This window comes from Streptomyces sp. NPDC025784, assembly GCF_055558435.1.
The window spans coordinates 362447-381869 of record NZ_JBVHMN010000008.1; the positions used below are offsets into that span (position 1 = coordinate 362447).

The following is a 19423-nucleotide window of genomic DNA, read 5'->3' on the forward strand; positions in this document are numbered from 1 at the left end:
CGCGGCACACTCAGCGGGCGTTGAAGTACTTCGCCTCCGGGTGGTGGATGACGATGGCGTCCGTCGACTGCTCCGGGTGCAGCTGGAACTCCTCGGACAGGTGGACGCCGATGCGCTCCGGCTCCAGCAGACGGGCGATCTTGCCCCGGTCCTCCAGGTCGGGGCAGGCCCCGTAGCCGAGCGAGAAGCGGGCCCCGCGGTACTTGAGGTCGAACATGTCCTCGATGGCGGCCGGGTCCTCGCCGGCGAAGCCGAGCTCGGACCGTACGCGCGCGTGCCAGTACTCGGCGAGCGCCTCGGCCAGCTGCACGGACAGGCCGTGCAGTTCGAGGTAGTCGCGGTAGGAGTTGGACTCGAAGAGCTTGGCGGTCTCCTCGCCGATGCGCGAGCCCACGGTGACGACCTGGAGGCCCACGACATCCGTCTCACCGGACTCCTCCGGGCGGAAGAAGTCGGCCAGACACAGGCGGCGGCCGCGGCGCTGGCGGGGGAAGGTGAACCGGGTCCGCTCGTTGCCCCGCTCGTCCAGGATGATCAGGTCGTCGTCCTTGGACACGCACGGGAAGTAGCCGTGGACCACCGCCGCTTCCAGCAGGTTCTCGGTCTGGAGCCGGTCCAGCAGTCCGCGCAGCCGCGGCCTGCCCTCGGTCTCGACCAGTTCCTCGTACGTCGGCCCGTCGCCCGTGCGGGCCTGCTTGAGGCCCCACTGCCCCTTGAACAGGGCGCCCTCGTCCAGCCAGGAGGCGTACTCCTTGAGCTGGATCCCCTTGATGACGCGGGTCCCCCAGAACGGCGGCGTCGGCACCGGGTTGTCGACGGCGACGTCGGAGCGGACGTGGCCCTCCTCGGGCCGCTCCTCGACGACCGTGTTCGCCGCGGCCCGCACCCGGCGCTGCTTCAGCTCGGGCAGCGCCGCGCCGGGCACCCCGCGCTTCACGCCGATCAGCGCGTCCATCAGGCGCAGGCCCTCGAAGGCGTCCCGGGCGTAGCGCACTTCGCCCTCGTAGATCTCGTGCAGGTCCTGCTCGACGTACGCCCTGGTCAGGGCGGCACCGCCGAGGATCACCGGGTAGTCGGCGGACAGGCCCCGCTGGTTCAGCTCCTCCAGGTTCTCCTTCATGATCACCGTGGACTTGACCAGGAGCCCGGACATGCCGATGACGTCGGCGCGGTGCTCCTCGGCCGCCTCCAGGATCGCGGAGACCGGCTGCTTGATGCCGAGGTTGACGACGTTGTAGCCGTTGTTGGACAGGATGATGTCGACGAGGTTCTTGCCGATGTCGTGGACGTCGCCGCGCACGGTGGCCAGCACGATGGTGCCCTTGCCCTCGGCGTCGGACTTCTCCATGTGCGGTTCGAGGAAGGCGACGGCCGACTTCATGACCTCGGCGGACTGGAGCACGAAGGGCAGCTGCATCTGGCCGGAGCCGAACAGCTCACCGACGACCTTCATGCCGTCGAGCAGTGTCTCGTTGACGATGTCCAGGGCGGGGCGGTCCGTCAGCGCCTCGTCGAGGTCGGCTTCCAGACCGTTCTTCTCGCCGTCGATGATGCGCCGCTTGAGCCGCTCGTCCAGCGGCAGCGCGGCCAGTTCCTCCGCCTTGCCCGCCTTCAGCGACTTCGTGGTGGCGCCCTCGAAGAGGGCCATCAGCTTCTGCAGCGGGTCGTAGTCCTCGGCACGCCGGTCGTAGATGAGGTCGAGGGCGGTCTTGACCTGCTCGTCGTCGAACCGGGCGATCGGCAGGATCTTGGACGCGTGGACGATCGCCGAGTCGAGGCCCGCCTTGACGCACTCGTCGAGGAAGACCGAGTTGAGCAGGATGCGGGCGGCCGGGTTGAGCCCGAACGAGATGTTGGACAGGCCCAGCGTGGTCTGCACGTCCGGGCGGCGGCGCTTGAGCTCGCGGATCGCCTCGATCGTCGCGATGCCGTCGCCCCGGGACTCCTCCTGGCCGGTGCAGATCGTGAAGGTGAGGCAGTCGATGAGGATGTCGGACTCGTGGATGCCCCAGTTGGCCGTCAGGTCCTCGATGAGCCGCTCGGCGATCGCCACCTTGGTCTCGACGGTGCGGGCCTGCCCCTCCTCGTCGATGGTCAGCGCGATCAGCGCGGCTCCGTGTTCCTGCGCCAGCCGGGTGACCTTGGCGAAGCGGGACTCGGGGCCGTCGCCGTCCTCGTAGTTGACCGAGTTGATGACCGCGCGGCCGCCCAGCTTCTCCAGGCCGGCGCGGATCACGTCCACCTCGGTGGAGTCGAGGACGATCGGCAGCGTGGACGCGGTGGCGAAGCGCCCGGCCAGCTCCTCCATGTCCGAGACGCCGTCGCGGCCCACGTAGTCGACGCACAGGTCGAGCATGTGCGCGCCCTCGCGGATCTGGTCGCGGGCCATCTCCACGCAGTCGTCCCAGCGGCCTTCCAGCATGGCCTCGCGGAACTTCTTGGAGCCGTTGGCGTTGGTGCGCTCGCCGATCGCCATGTACGCGGTGTCCTGGCGGAAGGGCACGGTCTGGTAGAGGGAGGCCGCGCCGGGCTCCGGCTGCGGGCGACGCTCGCCGGGCCGGGCCTCGCGGACCCGCTCGACCAGCTGGCGCAGGTGCTCGGGGGTGGTACCGCAGCAGCCGCCGACCAGGGACAGGCCGTAGTCGCGTACGAAGGTCTCCTGCGCGTCGGCCAGTCCCTCGGGGCCGAGCGGGAAGTGCGCGCCGTCCTTGGTGAGGACGGGCAGGCCGGCGTTCGGCATGCACAGCAGGGGGATACGGGAGTGGCGGGTGAGGTAGCGCAGATGCTCGCTCATCTCCGCGGGGCCGGTCGAGCAGTTCAGGCCGATCATGTCGATGCCGAGCGGCTCAAGCGCGGTGAGCGCCGCGCCGATCTCGGAGCCCAGCAGCATCGTGCCGGTCGTCTCGAAGGCCATCGAGCACAGCAGCGGCAGGTTCGCTCCGGTCGCGTCCATCGCCCGGCGCGCGCCCAGCAGCGAGGCCTTGGTCTGCAGGAGGTCCTGGGTGGTCTCCACGATCAGGGCGTCGGCACCGCCGGCGATCAGGCCCTCGGCGTTCGCCTGGAAGCCGTCGCGCAGCGTGGTGTAGGAGACGTGACCGAGCGTGGGCAGCTTGGTGCCCGGGCCGATCGAGCCGAGCACCCAGCGCTGACGGCCGTCGCGGGCGCCGAACTCGTCGGCGACCTCACGCGCGAGCCGGGCACCCGCCTCGGACAGTTCCTGGACGCGGTCGGCGATGTCGTACTCGGCCATCGCCGAGTGGTTCGCGCCGAAGGTGTTCGTCTCGACGCAGTCGACGCCCACCTCGAAGTAGGCCTCGTGGACGGAGCGGACGATGTCGGGGCGCGTGAGGTTCAGGATCTCGTTGCAGCCTTCGAGGTTCTCGAAGTCCTCCAGCGTGGGGTCCTGCGCCTGGAGCATCGTGCCCATCGCGCCGTCTGCCACCACGACACGGGTGGCCAGCGCCTCCCGGAGGGCGTCGGTTCGCCTCCGGCTCTCGGAGAGATCGGACGAAAGGGACGGGTTCGGCAACGAGGCCATGAAGGTGCTCCCTGGAGTGCGACGGCTGTCGGCTTTGCGCTTCCCATGGAAGGCGCACGCCGTCAGGGTAGCCCGGAGCGCCGTTGGAGGGTCAGGGGCGTCCACGGGGCGGACGGGTGTGGCGCGCGGGGCGGGGGTGCGGGCACGGACCGAACATGTGACGAGCACCCATTAGCGGGAGATCGGCAACGACCGGTAGTGTTCGACATTGCCGAACGGCGGCAGTGAGTTGCGCGCCGACGGTCGAAGGGGACGGAGGCAGCACGGCGATGGCACGGAACATCCAGTCGCTCGAACGGGCGGCGGCGATGCTGCGGCTGCTCGCGGGCGGCGAGCGGCAGCTGGGCCTGTCGGACATCGCCTCGTCGCTGGGCCTGGCCAAGGGTACGGCCCACGGCATACTGCGGACCCTCCAGCAGGAGGGGTTCGTCGAGCAGGACACGGCCTCCGGGCGCTATCAGCTCGGCGCGGAGCTGCTGCGGCTGGGCACCACGTACCTGGACGTGCACGAACTGCGGGCGCGCGCGCTGGTGTGGACCGACGACCTCGCCCGCTCCAGCGGGGAGAGCGTCTATCTGGGTGTGCTGCACCAGCAGGGCGTGCTGATCGTGCACCACGTGTTCCGGCCCGACGACAGCCGTCAGGTCCTGGAGGTCGGGGCCATGCAACCGCTGCACTCCACGGCCCTGGGCAAGGTCCTGTCGGCATACGACCCGGTGGCGCACAGCGAGGTACTGGAGGCCGAGCGCAAGACGTTCACGCCGCGTACCGTCAGCGAGCTCGACCAGTTCGAGGGCGTGCTCGACATGACCCGGGCGCGCGGGTACGCCGAGGACGTCGAGGAGACCTGGACGGGGGTCGCCTCGATCGCCGCGCCCATCCACAACAGGCGGCGGATGCCTGTGGGAGCGGTGGGCATCACCGGTGCGGTGGAACGGGTCTGCAAGGATGGCGAGCTGCGGCCGGACCTGATCGCGGCGGTACGGGACTGTGCGCGTGCGGTGTCCCGGGACCTGGGCGCCGGCCGCTTCTGACGCCCACGCGGCCCCCGGAACCTCTGCGTTCCGGGGGCCCGTGCTTTTGGCGCCGCGCACAGCGCCCGGCACACCCGCCCCGGGGCCGCCGGCGCACGCGCCTGCGACCCCGCGCGGGCCGAGCGCGCCGCCCCCACGGAGCCGCGGGGCAGCCCCGCCAGGGGCGCGGGGAACGGCGCGAGCAACCCACCACAACCCGCACCCGCCCACGAACCACCCCAGGCACACGCGACCGCGCCCCCACGCGGGCCGAGCGCGCCGTTCCCCGCACCCCCGATGGGGCGCCCCCCCTCCCCCACAGCACCGGCCCGCCAGGCGCCCGACACGGGCGCGGGGAACGGCGCGAGCAACCCACGACAATCCGCACCCGCCCACGAACCACCCCAGGCAGACGCGACCGCGCCCCACGGGGGCTGAGCGCGCCGTTCCCCGCGCCCCTGAAGGGGCGCCTTCCTCCCCCGCAGCGCCGGCCCGCCAGGGGGCGAGGAACCCGCCACAGGCCACACCCGCCCAGGAACCACCCCCGGCACCCGCGCCCGCGGCCCCGCAAGGGCCGAGCGCGCAGAAACACCGACCACCAAGCGGAGCGCAAAGTGCCCGGTCGGACGCGGTGCGGAGCCCCTTCAAGATCGATAGCCCGCATCGATCAATAACGATCGAGTTTTCGATACCAGAGCTCTTGACGGGGCGCTTACACGAGAGCAAGACTCCCGTCCATCGGTCGGCATTGTCGAACACCTACCGGCAATACGCGCTAGAGTGTGGCAACGCCAAGGGCCGGCATCGCTCTCATTCCCCGAGAGCACGAACCACCGGAGGGACCCGGGGTTCGGCTTCCCCTGGACGAAGGACAAAGGAGTCGCGGGTGTCCAGCTCCGACATCTTCATCGGCGAGACCATCGGTACCGCCGTACTCATCCTGCTGGGCGGCGGCGTCTGCGCCGCCGTCACACTGAAGGCCTCCAAGGCGCGCAACGCCGGATGGCTCGCCATCACCTTCGGGTGGGGCTTCGCGGTCCTCACCGCGGTCTACATCTCGGCGCCCCTCTCCGGCGCGCACCTGAACCCGGCCGTGACGCTCGCGCTCGCGATCAAGGACAACGACTTCAGCAACGTCGCCACCTACTTCGCCGGACAGATGCTCGGCGCGATGATCGGTGCCGCACTGGTCTGGGCGGCCTACTACGGCCAGTTCCACGCGCACCTCACCGACCGCGAGATCGTCGGCGGTCCGGGCGCGCAGGCCACCAAGACCAAGGCCGTCGAGGCCCAGGAGACCGGCGCGGGCCCCGTGCTCGGCGTCTTCTCCACCGGCCCCGAGATCCGCAACGTGGTGCAGAACCTCGCCACGGAGATCATCGGCACCGTCGTGCTCGTCCTCGCGGTCCTCACCCAGGGCCTGAACGACAACGGCAACGGCCTGGGCACCCTCGGCGCCCTGATCACCGCGCTCGTGGTGGTGAGCATCGGCCTCTCCCTGGGCGGGCCCACGGGCTACGCGATCAACCCGGCCCGTGACCTCGGTCCGCGCATCGTGCACGCCCTGCTCCCCCTGCCCAACAAGGGCGGTTCCGACTGGAGCTACGCCTGGATCCCGATCGCCGGTCCGCTCATCGGCGGCGCGATCGCGGCAGGCATATACAACGTCGCCTTCGCTTAAGAGGACAGCCTGTAAGCGCACAGCTTGAGCAAGGCTCGGAGCACCCGCTCGCAAGCCCGCAAGCCGTACTGCACCACAGCACCGCTTGAAGCACCGCGCCGTAGAAAAGCCCCTCTCATACGGAACTTCCAGGAGCACACCGTGACCGACGCACACACCGCCGGCCCCTTCATCGCCGCGATCGACCAGGGGACTACCTCGTCCCGCTGCATCGTCTTCGACCGCGACGGACGCATCGTCTCCGTCGACCAGAAGGAGCACGAGCAGATCTTCCCGAAGCCGGGCTGGGTCGAGCACAACGCCGCCGAGATCTGGACCAACGTCCAGGAGGTCGTCGCCGGGGCCATCGAGAAGGCCGGCATCACCCGCGACGACATCAAGGCCATCGGCATCACCAACCAGCGTGAGACCACGCTGCTCTGGGACAAGAACACCGGTGAGCCCGTCCACAACGCCCTCGTCTGGCAGGACACCCGCACCGACGCGCTCTGCAAGGAACTCGGCCGCAACGTCGGCCAGGACCGCTTCCGCCGCGAGACCGGCCTGCCGCTCGCGTCGTACTTCGCCGGCCCCAAGGCCCGCTGGCTGCTCGACAACGTCGAGGGCCTGCGGGAGCGCGCCGAGGCCGGGGACATCCTCTTCGGCACCATGGACACCTGGGTCATCTGGAACCTGACCGGCGGTGTCAACGGCGGCAAGCACGTCACCGACGTGACCAACGCCTCGCGCACCATGCTGATGAACCTGCACACCATGCAGTGGGACGAGAAGATCGCCGAGTCCATCGGCGTCCCGCTGGCGATGCTGCCGGAGATCCGTTCCTCCGCCGAGGTGTACGGCGAGATCACCGGCGGGAAGCTCGGCGATCTGCTCGGTGGCATCCCCGTCGCCTCCGCGCTCGGCGACCAGCAGGCGGCCCTGTTCGGCCAGACCTGCTTCTCCGAGGGCGAGGCCAAGTCCACGTACGGCACCGGCACCTTCATGCTGATGAACACCGGTGACAAGATCATCAACTCGTACAGCGGACTGCTGACCACCGTGGGCTACCGGATCGGCGACGAGGCGCCGGTCTACGCCCTGGAGGGCTCCATCGCCGTCACCGGTTCGCTGGTGCAGTGGATGCGGGACCAGATGGGCCTCATCAAGTCCGCCGCCGAGATCGAGACCCTCGCCTCCTCGGTCGAGGACAACGGCGGCGCCTACTTCGTGCCGGCCTTCTCCGGTCTGTTCGCCCCGTACTGGCGCTCCGACGCCCGCGGTGTGATCGCCGGCCTGACCCGGTACGTCACCAAGGCGCACATCGCGCGCGCCGTCCTGGAGGCCACCGCCTGGCAGACCCGTGAGATCACCGACGCCATGACGAAGGACTCCGGCGTCGAGCTCGCGGCCCTCAAGGTCGACGGCGGCATGACCTCCAACAACCTGCTGATGCAGACCCTGGCCGACGTCCTGGACGCCCCCGTGGTGCGCCCGATGGTCGCCGAGACCACCTGCCTCGGCGCTGCCTACGCCGCCGGTCTCGCCGTCGGCTTCTGGTCCAACACCGAGGACCTGCGCGCCAACTGGCGCCGGGCCGCGGAGTGGACCCCGAACATGGCCGCGGAGACCCGCGACCGTGAGTACAAGAGCTGGCTCAAGGCCGTCGAGCGGACCATGGGCTGGATCGAGGACGAGGAGTAAGAACCCGCATGACCAGTCAAGCCACCCTGCAGTCCGTGCCTGCCCTCGGTACGCACCCGGCCTCCGGCTCGAACCCGAGCCGCGCCGAGACCCGGGAGCAGCTCTCCAAGGCGACGTACGACCTCCTCGTCATCGGCGGCGGCATCCTGGGCATCTCCACCGCCTGGCACGCCGCGCAGTCCGGGCTGCGGGTGGCTCTGGTGGACGCCGGCGACTTCGCCGCCGCCACCTCCTCCGCCTCCTCCAAGCTTCTCCACGGCGGCCTGCGCTACCTGCAGACCGGCGCGGTGAAGCTGGTGGCGGAGAACCACTTCGAGCGCCGTGCGGTCTCCCGCCAGGTGGCCCCCCACCTGGCGAATCCGCTCACGTTCTACCTCCCCGTGTACAAGGGCGGGCCGCACGGCGCCGCGAAGCTCGGGGCGGGCGTCTTCGCCTACTCCGCGCTCTCCGGATTCGGTGACGGCGTGGGCCATCTGCTGAGCCCCTCGAAGGCCGCGCAGGACGTGCCCGAGCTGCGCACCGACAACCTCAAGGCCGTCGCCGTCTACGGCGACGACCAGATGAACGACTCCCGGATGGCCCTGATGACGGTCCGCGCGGCCGTCGAGTCGGGTGCCGTCGTCCTCAACCACGCCGAGGTCACCGGCCTGCGCTTCACCAAGGGCCGGGTCACCGGCGCCGACCTCAAGGACCGGCTGTCCGGCGACGAGTTCGGCGTGAACGCCCGTCTCGTGCTCAACGCCACCGGCCCCTGGGTCGACCACCTGCGCAGGATGGAGGACCCGAACGCGGCTCCGTCCATCCGGCTCTCGAAGGGCGCGCACCTGGTCCTCAAGCGCACCTCCCCCTGGAAGGCCGCGCTCGCCACGCCCATCGACAAGTACCGCATCACCTTCGCCCTCCCCTGGGAGGACATGCTGCTCCTCGGCACCACCGACGAGGAGTACGAGGGCGACCCGGCCGAGGTCGCCGTCACCGAGAAGGACATATCCCAGATCCTGGACGAGGCCGCCTTCTCCATCCGCGACCAGCAGCTGTCCCGGGACCTGATCACCTACTCGTTCGCCGGTCTGCGAGTGCTCCCGGGCGGCCCCGGTGACACCTCGAAGGCCAAGCGCGAGACGGTCGTCACGGAGGGCCGGGGCGGGATGCTGTCCGTCGCGGGCGGCAAGTGGACGACCTTCCGGCACATCGGCCGTACGGTCATGAAGAAGCTGGAGTCGCTGCCGGGCCACCCGCTCGGCGAGGACTTCGAGCCGATCTCCGAACTGCCGAAGAAGCTTCCGCTGCCGGGTGTCGCCAACCCGCGCGCCGTGGCCCACCGGCTGCTCGTGGACGGACCGGCGCCCGGCCCGCGCATGGCGGCCGACACCGCCAAGCACCTGGCCACGCACTACGGTTCGCTGGCCTTCGACATCGCCCGTCTGGCGAACGAGAACCCCGAACTCGGCGAGCGCGTCCACCCGGACGCTCCGGAGATCCTCGCCCAGGTCGTCTACGCCCGTGACAACGAGTGGGCGGAGACGGCGGACGACGTGCTGCGACGGCGGACGACGCTGACGATCCGCGGTCTCGCCACGGACGAGGTCCGGGGCAAGGTGCAGGACCTGCTCGACGAGAAGTAGGCGTCTGCTCGGTCCGAAGGGGCGGCTCCCACGGGGGAGAGCCGCCCCTTCGGCGTGTCCGACGCACGGGAGACATGACCCGAGAGGGCCCCGGCAGCGCTGGCACACCGCACACATACGCCCGCAATGTCCCGCGGCGAGAGTGGGAGGATGCCTCCGGTTCCCCTCCGGGCCGGGGCGGCCTCGCCGAAGGGACGCCATGAAGTTCCAAGTACTCACGATCATCGGGCACTCCCCGCACCCCCTGAGCGGTGATCTCCCCTCCCCCGCCGACCGGTTGGCGCAGGTCGTCGACGTCGGGACGGCGGCGGAACGCCTGGGGTACGACGCCTTCGCGGTCGGCGAACGGCACGCGGGAGCCTTTCTGTCGTCCGCCCCGACCGTGGTCCTGGGCGCGCTCGCGGCCCGGACGCACCGCATCAGGCTGCTCACGGGCGTCACCGTCGTCGCGATCCTCGACCCCGTGCGCGTCGCGGAGGACTACGCGACGCTCGACCAGCTCTCCCGGGGCCGCATCGAGCTGGTGGTCGGCAAGGGCGCGGAGGCCGGGCACTTCGACCTGTTCGGCCTCGCGGAGGAGCGGCAGTGGGACCTCCAGAAGGAGAAGTACGAGCTGCTGCGCCGGCTGTGGAGCGAGGAGAACGTCGACTGGGAAGGCGAGTTCAGGACCCCTCTGAAGAACGTGACCACCGTGCCGCCCCTACGCCGGACCGCCGCGTGTCTGGCACGGTTCGGCGACCTCCCTCAACTCCCCCGAACTGGCGGCGCGGCACGGCGATCCCCTGTTCACCGCCAACGCGATCCAGCCACGCGCCGCGTACGCCCGGCTGATCGACCACTACCGGGAACGCTTCGAGGCCCACGGGCACGATCCGGCACACGCGCATGTCGCGGCCGGCTCGGGCGGGCTGCTCGTCGCGGACACGCACGAGCAGGCCGTCGCGCGCTACAAGGACCTCTATGAGGCCAGGGTGCGCCAGTCCTTCCGTCCGCACCTGGAGGGCCGGGCGGGCTACAACACGCCGTTCCGCACCATCGAGGACGCCCTCGCGGACGGACCCCAGCTCATCGGCTCGCCCCAGCGGATCATCGACAAGATCCTCGGTTACCACGCGGTGTACCGGCACGACCTCCAGTCGATCACCGTGGACGCCTTCGGGCAGTCGACGGCGGAACAGGTCGAGACGCTGGACCGGTTCGCGCGGGAGATCGCACCGGTGGTGCGCAGGGAGGCGCCGAGCACCCTGTGGGGGTAGGCGGTCCGCGGTGGAGCCGTCCCGTCGCGCGGGTGCGCCCGGTGCCTCGGTTTTCGTCCCGTTCAGCCTGCTGAAACCCCATAATGAGGCCGAGACATCGGATGTCTGAACGGCATTCTGAGGACCAGGGAGGCCCGGCATGGCAGTCACCGACGAGGCGATCGAGAAGATCAAGGGAATGATCGTCTCCGGCGCGCTGCGTCCCGGCGACCGACTGCCGAAGGAGAGCGAGCTCGCAGCCGAACTGGGGCTGTCGCGCAACTCCCTGCGGGAGGCGGTGCGCGCGCTCTCGCTGATCCGCATCCTGGACGTACGGCAGGGCGACGGCACCTATGTGACCAGCCTGGACCCCCAGCTCCTGCTGGAGGCGCTGAGCTTCGTCGTCGACTTCCACCGCGACGACACGGTCCTCGAATTCCTCGCCGTGCGCCGCATCCTGGAGCCGGCCGCCACGGCCATGGCGGCCACCCGCATCGGCGAGCAGCAATTGGACGCGCTGACCGCCCAGCTGGACGCCCTCGGCGCGGCGCCCTCGGTGGAGGAGCTCGTCGCCTGCGACCTGGAGTTCCACCGGGGCATCGTGCAGACCTCCGGCAACTCGGTGCTGTGCTCCCTCCTCGACGGCCTCTCGGGGCCCACCACCCGGGCCCGGATCTGGCGCGGCCTGACCCAGGAGGACGCGGTCAGCCGCACCCTGCACGAGCACCGCGCGATCCTGTCCGCCCTGCGCGACCGGGACGCGGAGGCCGCCAGGTCGTGGGCGACGGTGCACATCGCGAGCGTGGAGCAGTGGCTGCGCTCGACGCTCTAGCCCCGTCCGCCGGCCCTCCCGGGACAGCTCGGATGACTGCGGGGCGGCGCGAGGCGGCGATCACGGGTGTTTCCGGCCCCCGGGCGGGGCAGTGATCCGTTCACTCCCCCGTGCAAGGGGGCTGCGGTGGGCCCCTCGGCACGCCGTAAGGTTGGGGCGTACGCGAGGGCACGTCGGAAGGAGGCGCTGGGTGATCGAGCTGGAGGGGGTTCCCGAGCTGATCGACCCAGTCATGGTGGCCGCGTTCGAAGGCTGGAACGACGCCGGCGACGCCGCCTCCACGGCTGTCGCGCATCTGGACAAGGAGTGGAAGGGCGAGGTCTTCGCGGCGCTGGACGCCGAGGACTACTACGACTTCCAGGTGAACCGTCCCACGGTGTGGCTGGACGCCGGTGTCCGCAAGATCACCTGGCCGACCACGCGCCTGTCGGTGGTCCGGGTCGGTGGCGAGAAGCCGCGCGACCTGGTGCTGGTCCGCGGCATCGAGCCGTCGATGCGGTGGCGCTCGTTCTGCAACGAACTCCTCGGTTTCGCGCACGAGCTGGGCGTGGAGCTGGTGGTCATCCTGGGCGCACTGCTCGGTGACACCCCGCACACACGTCCGGTGCCGGTCAGCGGGGTCACCTCGGACCCCGACCTGGCCCGCACGATGGACCTGGAGGAGACCAAGTACGAGGGCCCCACGGGCATCGTCGGCATCCTCCAGGAGGCGTGCACGCACGCGGGCGTCCCCGCGGTGTCGCTGTGGGCGGCCGTGCCGCACTACGTCTCGCAGCCCCCCAACCCGAAGGCGACGCTGGCCCTCCTCAACCGCCTGGAGGACCTCATCGACCTGCGCATCCCGCTGGGCGAACTGCCCGAGGACGCGCGGGCCTGGCAGCTGGGCGTGGACCAGCTGGCCGCCGAGGACAGCGAGGTCGCGGAGTACGTGCAGACGCTGGAGGAGGCCCGGGACACCGCCGAGCTGCCGGAGGCCTCGGGCGAGGCGATCGCCCGCGAGTTCGAGCGCTATCTGCGCCGGCGGGACGGCGGCGGTCCGACGGCTCAGGCCGGCGGTCACGCCACGGAGGGCGGCGAGTCCGCGTTCCTGCGGGACGGCACCGCCGGCCGCACCCGGCCGCCGAAGCCGCTGCGTCCGGACACGGACACGGACGCGGACGCGGGCCCCGCTACGGACTCCACCGCGGACACCGGCCCGGAATCGGGATCCGCCGGGGACTCCGGCCCGGCGTCCGATGCGGACTCGGCCGCTGAAACCGGTCCGGACGCGGGCAGGGACACGGACGGCGACCCGTCCGAGGACTCCTCGGAGGACTGACCGTCCCCGGGGGCTGAGGCCCCCGCACGACCGGCCAGGAGGGGCGGTGCGCATCAGGCGCACCGCCCCTCGGTCGTCCCCGGATGCGCCCACGGCACAGTTACCCCTGCCACCACGGCAGTTGCCGTACACCTCGACAGCCTTTGGCCGGATTGCGACGGGACAGCTGTTTCCAGGCAGATTGCACAGGTTTCCCAATTCAACTTGTTTTCAAACCAAGTTGGCGAAGACGGGGTGGACGAGTCGCCGTGGGCGTGCCAGGTTGTGCCCCGAAGACGCGGACCGGGGACGGGACACGGCAACGCGTCGCCCCGCGACAGCGGACGGCACCGGGCAGGACGGCGGCCCGCGGCACGGCACCGCACAGGACAGCGCACTGCACCGCACAGCACACGCAGGGACCGGCACCCGCAGGGATCGAAGGGAGCGGTACGCGATGACCGACCAGGTACAGCCGGCGCAGGGCCCGGGGACCTCCGGGCCGGGGCCCGACGGAGCGGGATTCACCTACCGAGGAGCCGAGCAGGAGCTGATCGTCGTCGCACGTCCCGAGGCCCGGCTCCGTGCCCGGGCCGAGGGCGTCCGCTCGGCGGTGGGCGCCGACGTCTCGGCCCTCAACATGTTCCTCAGCGACGAACAGCTCGCCCTGGAGCCGCTGTTCGGCAGCGAGGACCGGCTGCACCAGCAGTCCGTGGCACCGGGCGCCGAGAGCGGCCCCGACCTCGCGCTGTTCTACCGGGTGCGCGGCGGCGCGAGCCGGGCCCAGGAACTGCGCTCGCGGATCGCGGCGCTGCCGGAGATCGACACGGCCTACGTGAAGCCCGGTGCCGTTCCCGCCTCGGCGGGCCCGGCCGGGTGGACCGACGACAGCACGGACGAGAGCCGCCGGCTGAAGGAAGGGGCGCCCGTCACCCCCGACTTCACCAGCCGTCAGGGCTATCTGCGTCCGGCGCCCGAGGGCATCGACGCGTACTGGGCCTGGCAGCGGCCGGGCGGCACGGGGCAGGGCGTGACGGTGATCGACGTGGAAGGTGCCTGGCAGCTCGGGCACGAGGACCTGGCGGCGAAGCTCGCCGGAGTCGTCGTCGGCACCCCGTTGCAGGATGTGGCCTGGCGCAACCACGGCACCGCCGTCATCGGGGTGATCGGCGGCGACCGCAACGAGCACGGCGTCACCGGCATCGTGCCCGACGCGGTGACGGCCGCCGCGTCCTTCCAGCCCGGCGGCACCGCGGCGGCGATCCACGCGGCGGCCGACCGGCTCGGCCCCGGCGACGTCCTGCTGGTCGAACTGCACGCCCCGGGGCCGCGGTTCGACTTCGAGCAACGCGACGACCAACGCGGCTACATCGCCATCGAATGGTGGCCGGACGACTTCGCGGCCATCCGGTACGCGACCGCCAAGGGCGTCCTCGTGGTGGCGGCCGCGGGCAACGGCGGCGAGTCGCTCGACGACGCGCTGTACGAGCGCCGCCCCGCCGAATTCCCGGAGTGGTGGCGCAATCCGTTCAACCCCTCCAACCCGTCCTCCGGCGCGGTCCTGGTCGGCGCGGGCGCGCCGCCGCCCGGCACGCACGGCCGTGACCACGGCCCGGACCGTTCACGGCTCGCGTTCTCCAACTACGGTGCGCGCGTGGACGCGCAGGGCTGGGGACGTGAGGTGACGACCACCGGCGGCTTCTGGGACCGGCCCGGCGATCTGCAGGGCGGCGCCGAGGAGATCGCCTGGTACACGGACACCTTCTCCGGGACCTCCTCCGCCTCCCCGGTGGTGGTCGGCGCCCTGGCCGCGCTGCAGGGCATGCTCAAGGCGGCGGGCCAGGAGCCGATGTCCCCGGAGCGTGCCCGCGCGGTGCTGCGGGCCACAGGTTCCCCGCAGCAGGACGCACCGGGCCGGCCCGCCTCCCAGCGGATCGGCAGCCGGCCGGACATCAAGGCGGCGGTCACCCATCTGCTGCCGGAGGCGGTCGGCTCGGGTCAGGCCGAGCGGTACTGGGACGAGCTGCTGCCGTATCCGCGCGAAGTCCCGCCCAGGCTCCGGCTGTACGTGGCGGGCGCATGGCGCAACCTGAACGACCCGTCCCCCGAGATCCGCCAGGCGGTGCACTCCGCCTTCGCGGGGGGACGGCCCGACGTACGTGTCTGGTTCTCGGACGACGAGATCGTCGGCCTGGTGGTCACGGGCTGACGGCATCCGACCACTGCTCACACACGCTCGACCAATGAGGGAAGGTGGCACCCGTATGAGCACCACCCCGCAGATGAGCCAGCTGGGACAGCAGCACGGGCAGCAGGGCCCGAGCACGGCTCCCCCGCAGCAGTTCGGACCGCAGCAGAGCATGGGCCAGCAGCCCTTCGGCCCGCAGCAGAGCATGGGCCAGCAGCAGCCCTTCGGCCCGCAGATGCAGCAGCCGTACGGGCCGCAGGGCATCGGCCAGCAGATCCAGCAGCCGTACGCCCAGCAGGGCATCGGCCAGCAGATCCCGCAGCAGCACATTCCGTCGCACCTGCAGCAGCAGCTCCAGCAGCTCGGCCAGCAGCAGCCGTTCCAGCAGCTGCTCCAGCAGCTCGGCGGGCAGCAGGCGCAGCAGCCGGGGCAGCCGCTCGTGCTGCCGAGCGCCGTCGAGCGGGCGGCGCTGGTGAGCGGCATCGCCACGAAGTTCTGGGACGTCGTCACCCCGCTGCCGGGGCAGCCGTCGATCCTCTACCTGTACATCGACAACGCCTGGCGCCAGCTGGTGAACCCGAACCAGGTGACGCATGACGAGGTCCAGGAGGCCTTCGCCTTCGGGCAGCAGGTCATCGGGATCTACGACTCCGGCACCGGCACCCTGCAGGCCGTCATCGTCAACAGGCAGTAGCACGGCCGGCAACGGGGGACGGCTCCACGCACAGGGCGCCGGGCGGATCGATCCGCCCGGCGCCCGACCGCGTTCGGGGTGCGGGAACCGTTACAGCGCCACTCCCAGGAGGGCGTCCACGGCACGGGACACGACGCCGGGGGCGCCCTCGTCCGTGCCGCCCGACTCGTGCTGGCGCGCGGCCCAGCGGTCGACCGCGGCGAGCGCGGCCGGCGCGTCCAGGTCGTTCGCGAGGGCCTCGCGGATCTCCTCGACGAGCGCGTCGGCGGACGGCCCGTCGGGGCGGGAGACCGCGGAGCGCCAGTTCTCCAGGCGCGCGACGGCGGTCTCCAGGACGGCGTCCGTCCACTCCCAGTCGGCGCGGTAGTGGTGCGCGAGCAGTGCGAGGCGGATGGCGGCCGGGTCGACCCCGTCGCGCCGGAGCGCGGACACGAAGACGAGGTTGCCCTTGGACTTCGACATCTTCTCGCCGTCGAGCGCGACCATGCCGGCGTGCACGTACGCCTTGGCCATCGGGAACTCGCCGGTCAGCACCTGGGCGTGCGAGGCCCCCATCTCGTGGTGCGGGAAGGCGAGGTCGGAGCCGCCGCCCTGGACGTCGAAGCCCATGCCGAGGTGGTCGAGGGCGATGGCGACGCACTCGATGTGCCAGCCGGGCCGGCCGCGGCCCAGCGAGCCGCCGTCCCAGCTCGGCTCGCCCTCGCGGGCGGTCATCCAGAGCATCGGGTCGAGCGGGTTCTTCTTGCCCGGACGGTCCGGGTCACCGCCGCGCTCGGCGGAGAGCAGCCGCATGGCCGCGGCGTCGAGGCGGGACACCTTGCCGAAGTGCGGGTCGGACTCGACGGAGAAGTACACGTCGCCTTCGAGCTCGTAGGCCGCGCCGGCGTCCCGCAACCGCTCCACGAGCGGCACGATGCCGGGTATCGCCTCGACGGCGCCTATGTAGTGCCGCGGCGGCAGCATCCGCAGGGCGGTCATGTCCTCGCGGAAGAGTGCGGTCTCCTGCTCGGCGAGCCCCACCCAGTCGACGCCGTCGCGCTGCGCCCGCTCGAGGAGCGGGTCGTCGACGTCGGTCACGTTCTGGACGTAGTGAACCTGCCGCTTGGTGTCGAGCCACACGCGCTGAACGAGGTCGAACGCGTTGTAGGTCGCCGCGTGACCCATGTGGGTCGCGTCGTACGGCGTGATGCCGCATACGTAGATACGGGCGACGGGACCGGGGTCGAGGGTGACGAGCCCACCGGTCGCGGTGTCGTGGATCCGGAGGTCGCGGCCCTCACCAGGCAGGGCGGGGACCTCAGAAGCGGGCCAGGCATGCATGTCATGAGCCTAACCGGACGGAAGTTCCGTATACGAACCGGCCAGCGACTGATGGCTCGGAAGGCGCTCTTGCGCCGCGACCCGAACGTGTGCCGCTACACCGGCGGCCACGGGATCGCGGGCCATTCCCCGCCCGGTTCCGGGTGTTTCCCCGAGGCGAGCAGTTCCTCCACGCGTGCGCGTGTGGCGTCGGTCTCGTTCACGGTGATGAGTTCCGCCAGCCGGGTGGCCAGCGGCGCCCCGGGCAGCAGTCCGTCGCGGAGCGCGACGAGCACGTCGACCGCCTCCGCCGTCAGGGGCTCCCCGGCCCACCCCCACAGCAGGGTGCGCAGCTTGTTCTCGGCGTTGAAGGTGACCCCGTGGTCGATGCCGTAGAGGCGGCCCTCCCCGGCGGGCAGCAGGTGTCCGCCCTTGCGGTCCGCGTTGTTGATCACGGCGTCGAGGACGGCGAGCCGTCGCAGCCGGTCGTCGTCGGCGTGCACCAGCAGCGCCGTGCGCCCCTCGCCCACCTCGGCGAGGCCGATGGCCTTCCAGCCGTCGTCGGGCTCCTCGCCGTCCACCAGGGCGAGCAGCTCGGTCTCGGGGGCGGCCTCGATCCACAGCTGGCACATGCCCTCGCCGTACGGTCCGTCGCGCAGCACGGTGGGCGGCACGAGCCCCCAGCCGGTCGCCTCGGAGACCTCGTACGCCGCGACCTCGCGCTGCGCGAGCGTGCCGTCGGGGAAGTCCCACAGGGGACGCTCCCCGGCGACGGGCTTGTAGACGCAGAACGCGTCGCGTCCCTCGTACGACACGGAGCAGTACAGGACCGCGTTCGAGGCTTCACGGATCTGTCCGCGCACCTTCAGCTCGCCCTTGGCGAGCAGCTCGGCCGTGGTCACGCTCCGCGGCGGTATCCGTTCTGGCGCGGACATACGTGTCCTTCCGGGTCGAGCGGGAGGCTGCAGAGCGGGCAGGGGGGCCGGCCCGCGTTGACGACGTCGAGAGCGCGCTTGGCGAAGGCGCGGGCCTGTGCTCCGCTGAGCCGGACCCGGAGCATCGGCGGACCGTTCTCCTCGTCCTGGAGGAGCCGTTCCTCGGCCTCCGCGAGGTCCTCCTCGGAGTCCGCGTCCAGCTCGACCAGGGCCTGGGCCTCGACGATCATGCGCTGTTCGTCACCGTCCCAGGCCAGCGCCATGGTGCCGACGCGGAACTCCTCCTCGACGGGGGTGTCGAGGGGGGCGGTGTCGGACACCTCGGTCGGGGCCATGGCCGGCACGGGCGCGCTGCCCCCGGTCCGGCGTACGACCTCGTCGAGGAGCTCGTCCATGCGCTCGGCGAGCGCCGCGACCTGGGTCTTCTCCAGAGCCACGCTGGTCACCCGGTGGCCTGAGGAAGCCTGCAGGAAGAAGGTACGGCGCCCGGGCAACCCGACCGTACCGGCCACGAAACGGTCCGGGGGGTCGTAGAGGAACACCTGACGGGACACGTCCTGTCTCCATTGGATCGGCATGCGGACCGGCTGACTGCGCCGGCCCGCATCGGCTGCTGAGAACCTGCTGACAACTACTGTGCTGCTTCGACCGCTTCACCCTACTGCGGCCGACGATCACGGTGCGCCCGCACCGCCCCCCACCGGAGCGTCGCCGCCCGGGGGCTCCTCGCGCGGCGCCAGGGAGGCGAAGTCGCCGGTGTCCCCGAGGCGCACGAGGAAGGGCCTCAGCCGTGTGTAGCGGATCGCGGTGATCGAACACGGTTCGACAGAGATCCGCTGGAAGAGGTCGAGGTGAAGCCCGAGTGCGTCGGCGACGAGGGACTTGATGATGTCGCCGTGCGAGCACATCAGGTAGACGGCGTCCCCGCCGTGGTCGCGCTCCACGCGCGCGTTCCACTCGCGGACCGCCTCGGCGGCCCTCGTCTGCATGGCCCGCATGGACTCGCCGCCGGGGAACGCCGCCGCCGAGGGGTGCGCCTGGACGACCTCCATCAGCGGCTCGTCCTTCAGCTCGGCGAGCTTGCGGCCGGACCAGTCTCCGTAGTGGGCCTCCCCGATGCGCTCCTCGGTGTGCGCGCGCAGCCCGGGGCGGGCGTCGAGCAGCGGCTGGATCGTCTCCTGGCAGCGCTGGAGGGGGCTGGAGACGACCTCGGAGATCGGCAGCCCGGCGAGCCGGCCGGGCAGCGCCGCGGCCTGCTGGGCGCCGCGTTCGTCGAGGGCGACGCCGGGCGTCCACCCGGCGAGCAGTCCCGCGGTGTTGGCGGTGGAACGTCCGTGCCGGACGAGGATCAGCGTGGGCATGCGGCCCAGGGTAGACGGGCACCCGGGCGACCGGTCCGGGCCGGG

General features: G+C 71.3%; 13 protein-coding genes and 1 pseudogene. 9 read left to right on the forward strand and 5 right to left on the reverse strand.

Going from position 1 to position 19423, the window contains the following annotated elements; all coding sequences use genetic code 11:
- Window positions 1–10: 10 nt before the first annotated feature.
- The gene (metH, locus tag ACZ4IF_RS20735) at window positions 11–3538 is read right to left on the reverse strand and encodes a methionine synthase (protein WP_467564756.1); all 3528 of its coding nucleotides are present in this window, start codon (window positions 3536–3538) and stop codon (window positions 11–13) included.
- Between the two features lie 269 nt (window positions 3539–3807).
- On the opposite strand from metH, the gene ACZ4IF_RS20740 reads away from it, so the two are divergent.
- The 9 genes and pseudogenes from ACZ4IF_RS20740 to ACZ4IF_RS20780 all read left to right on the forward strand — a co-directional run bounded on the left by ACZ4IF_RS20740 (window position 3808) and on the right by ACZ4IF_RS20780 (window position 15783).
- Window positions 3808–4572, forward strand: a complete 765-nt coding sequence (locus tag ACZ4IF_RS20740; RefSeq protein WP_467564758.1) for an IclR family transcriptional regulator — start codon at window positions 3808–3810, stop codon at window positions 4570–4572.
- A gap of 865 nt (window positions 4573–5437) precedes the next feature.
- The gene (locus ACZ4IF_RS20745) at window positions 5438–6232 is read left to right on the forward strand and encodes an MIP/aquaporin family protein (protein WP_028801630.1); all 795 of its coding nucleotides are present in this window, start codon (window positions 5438–5440) and stop codon (window positions 6230–6232) included.
- Window positions 6233–6373: 141 nt separating this feature from the next.
- Window positions 6374–7912: a glycerol kinase GlpK gene (gene glpK / locus ACZ4IF_RS20750; protein WP_467564761.1), complete on the forward strand. Its 1539-nt coding sequence runs from the start codon at window positions 6374–6376 to the stop codon at window positions 7910–7912.
- Window positions 7913–7920: 8 nt separating this feature from the next.
- The gene (locus ACZ4IF_RS20755; RefSeq protein ID WP_467564763.1) at window positions 7921–9537 is read left to right on the forward strand and encodes a glycerol-3-phosphate dehydrogenase/oxidase; all 1617 of its coding nucleotides are present in this window, start codon (window positions 7921–7923) and stop codon (window positions 9535–9537) included.
- A gap of 199 nt (window positions 9538–9736) precedes the next feature.
- Window positions 9737–10793: pseudogene (locus ACZ4IF_RS20760) on the forward strand (LLM class flavin-dependent oxidoreductase).
- A gap of 139 nt (window positions 10794–10932) precedes the next feature.
- A complete protein-coding gene (locus ACZ4IF_RS20765; RefSeq protein ID WP_028801633.1) occupies window positions 10933–11604 on the forward strand; it encodes a FadR/GntR family transcriptional regulator in 672 nt (223 codons plus the stop codon).
- Window positions 11605–11794: 190 nt separating this feature from the next.
- On the forward strand, window positions 11795–12922 hold the full coding sequence (locus ACZ4IF_RS20770) for a PAC2 family protein (protein ID WP_467564766.1): 1128 nt from the start codon (window positions 11795–11797) through the stop codon (window positions 12920–12922).
- 436 nt (window positions 12923–13358) lie between these two features.
- Window positions 13359–15110 carry a S8 family peptidase gene (locus ACZ4IF_RS20775; protein ID WP_467564768.1) on the forward strand — a complete coding sequence of 584 codons (1752 nt, stop codon included), beginning with the start codon at window positions 13359–13361 and terminating at the stop codon, window positions 15108–15110.
- A 55-nt stretch (window positions 15111–15165) separates the two neighbouring features.
- A complete protein-coding gene (locus ACZ4IF_RS20780) occupies window positions 15166–15783 on the forward strand; it encodes a hypothetical protein (RefSeq protein ID WP_467564770.1) in 618 nt (205 codons plus the stop codon).
- A 90-nt stretch (window positions 15784–15873) separates the two neighbouring features.
- Here the strand turns inward: ACZ4IF_RS20780 and mshC are convergent, their stop codons facing one another.
- From mshC to ACZ4IF_RS20800, 4 genes are all read right to left on the reverse strand, one after another.
- The gene (gene mshC, locus ACZ4IF_RS20785) at window positions 15874–17103 is read right to left on the reverse strand and encodes a cysteine--1-D-myo-inosityl 2-amino-2-deoxy-alpha-D-glucopyranoside ligase (protein WP_467564772.1); all 1230 of its coding nucleotides are present in this window, start codon (window positions 17101–17103) and stop codon (window positions 15874–15876) included.
- A gap of 95 nt (window positions 17104–17198) precedes the next feature.
- The gene (locus ACZ4IF_RS20790; protein WP_359492525.1) at window positions 17199–18017 is read right to left on the reverse strand and encodes an SCO1664 family protein; all 819 of its coding nucleotides are present in this window, start codon (window positions 18015–18017) and stop codon (window positions 17199–17201) included.
- On the reverse strand, window positions 17981–18571 hold the full coding sequence (locus ACZ4IF_RS20795; RefSeq protein ID WP_467564774.1) for a DUF3090 domain-containing protein: 591 nt from the start codon (window positions 18569–18571) through the stop codon (window positions 17981–17983). The genes ACZ4IF_RS20790 and ACZ4IF_RS20795 overlap by 37 nt, the downstream gene beginning before the upstream one ends.
- 120 nt (window positions 18572–18691) lie before the next feature.
- Window positions 18692–19378, reverse strand: a complete 687-nt coding sequence (locus ACZ4IF_RS20800) for a histidine phosphatase family protein (protein WP_095933215.1) — start codon at window positions 19376–19378, stop codon at window positions 18692–18694.
- Between the last annotated feature and the right edge of the window lie 45 nt (window positions 19379–19423).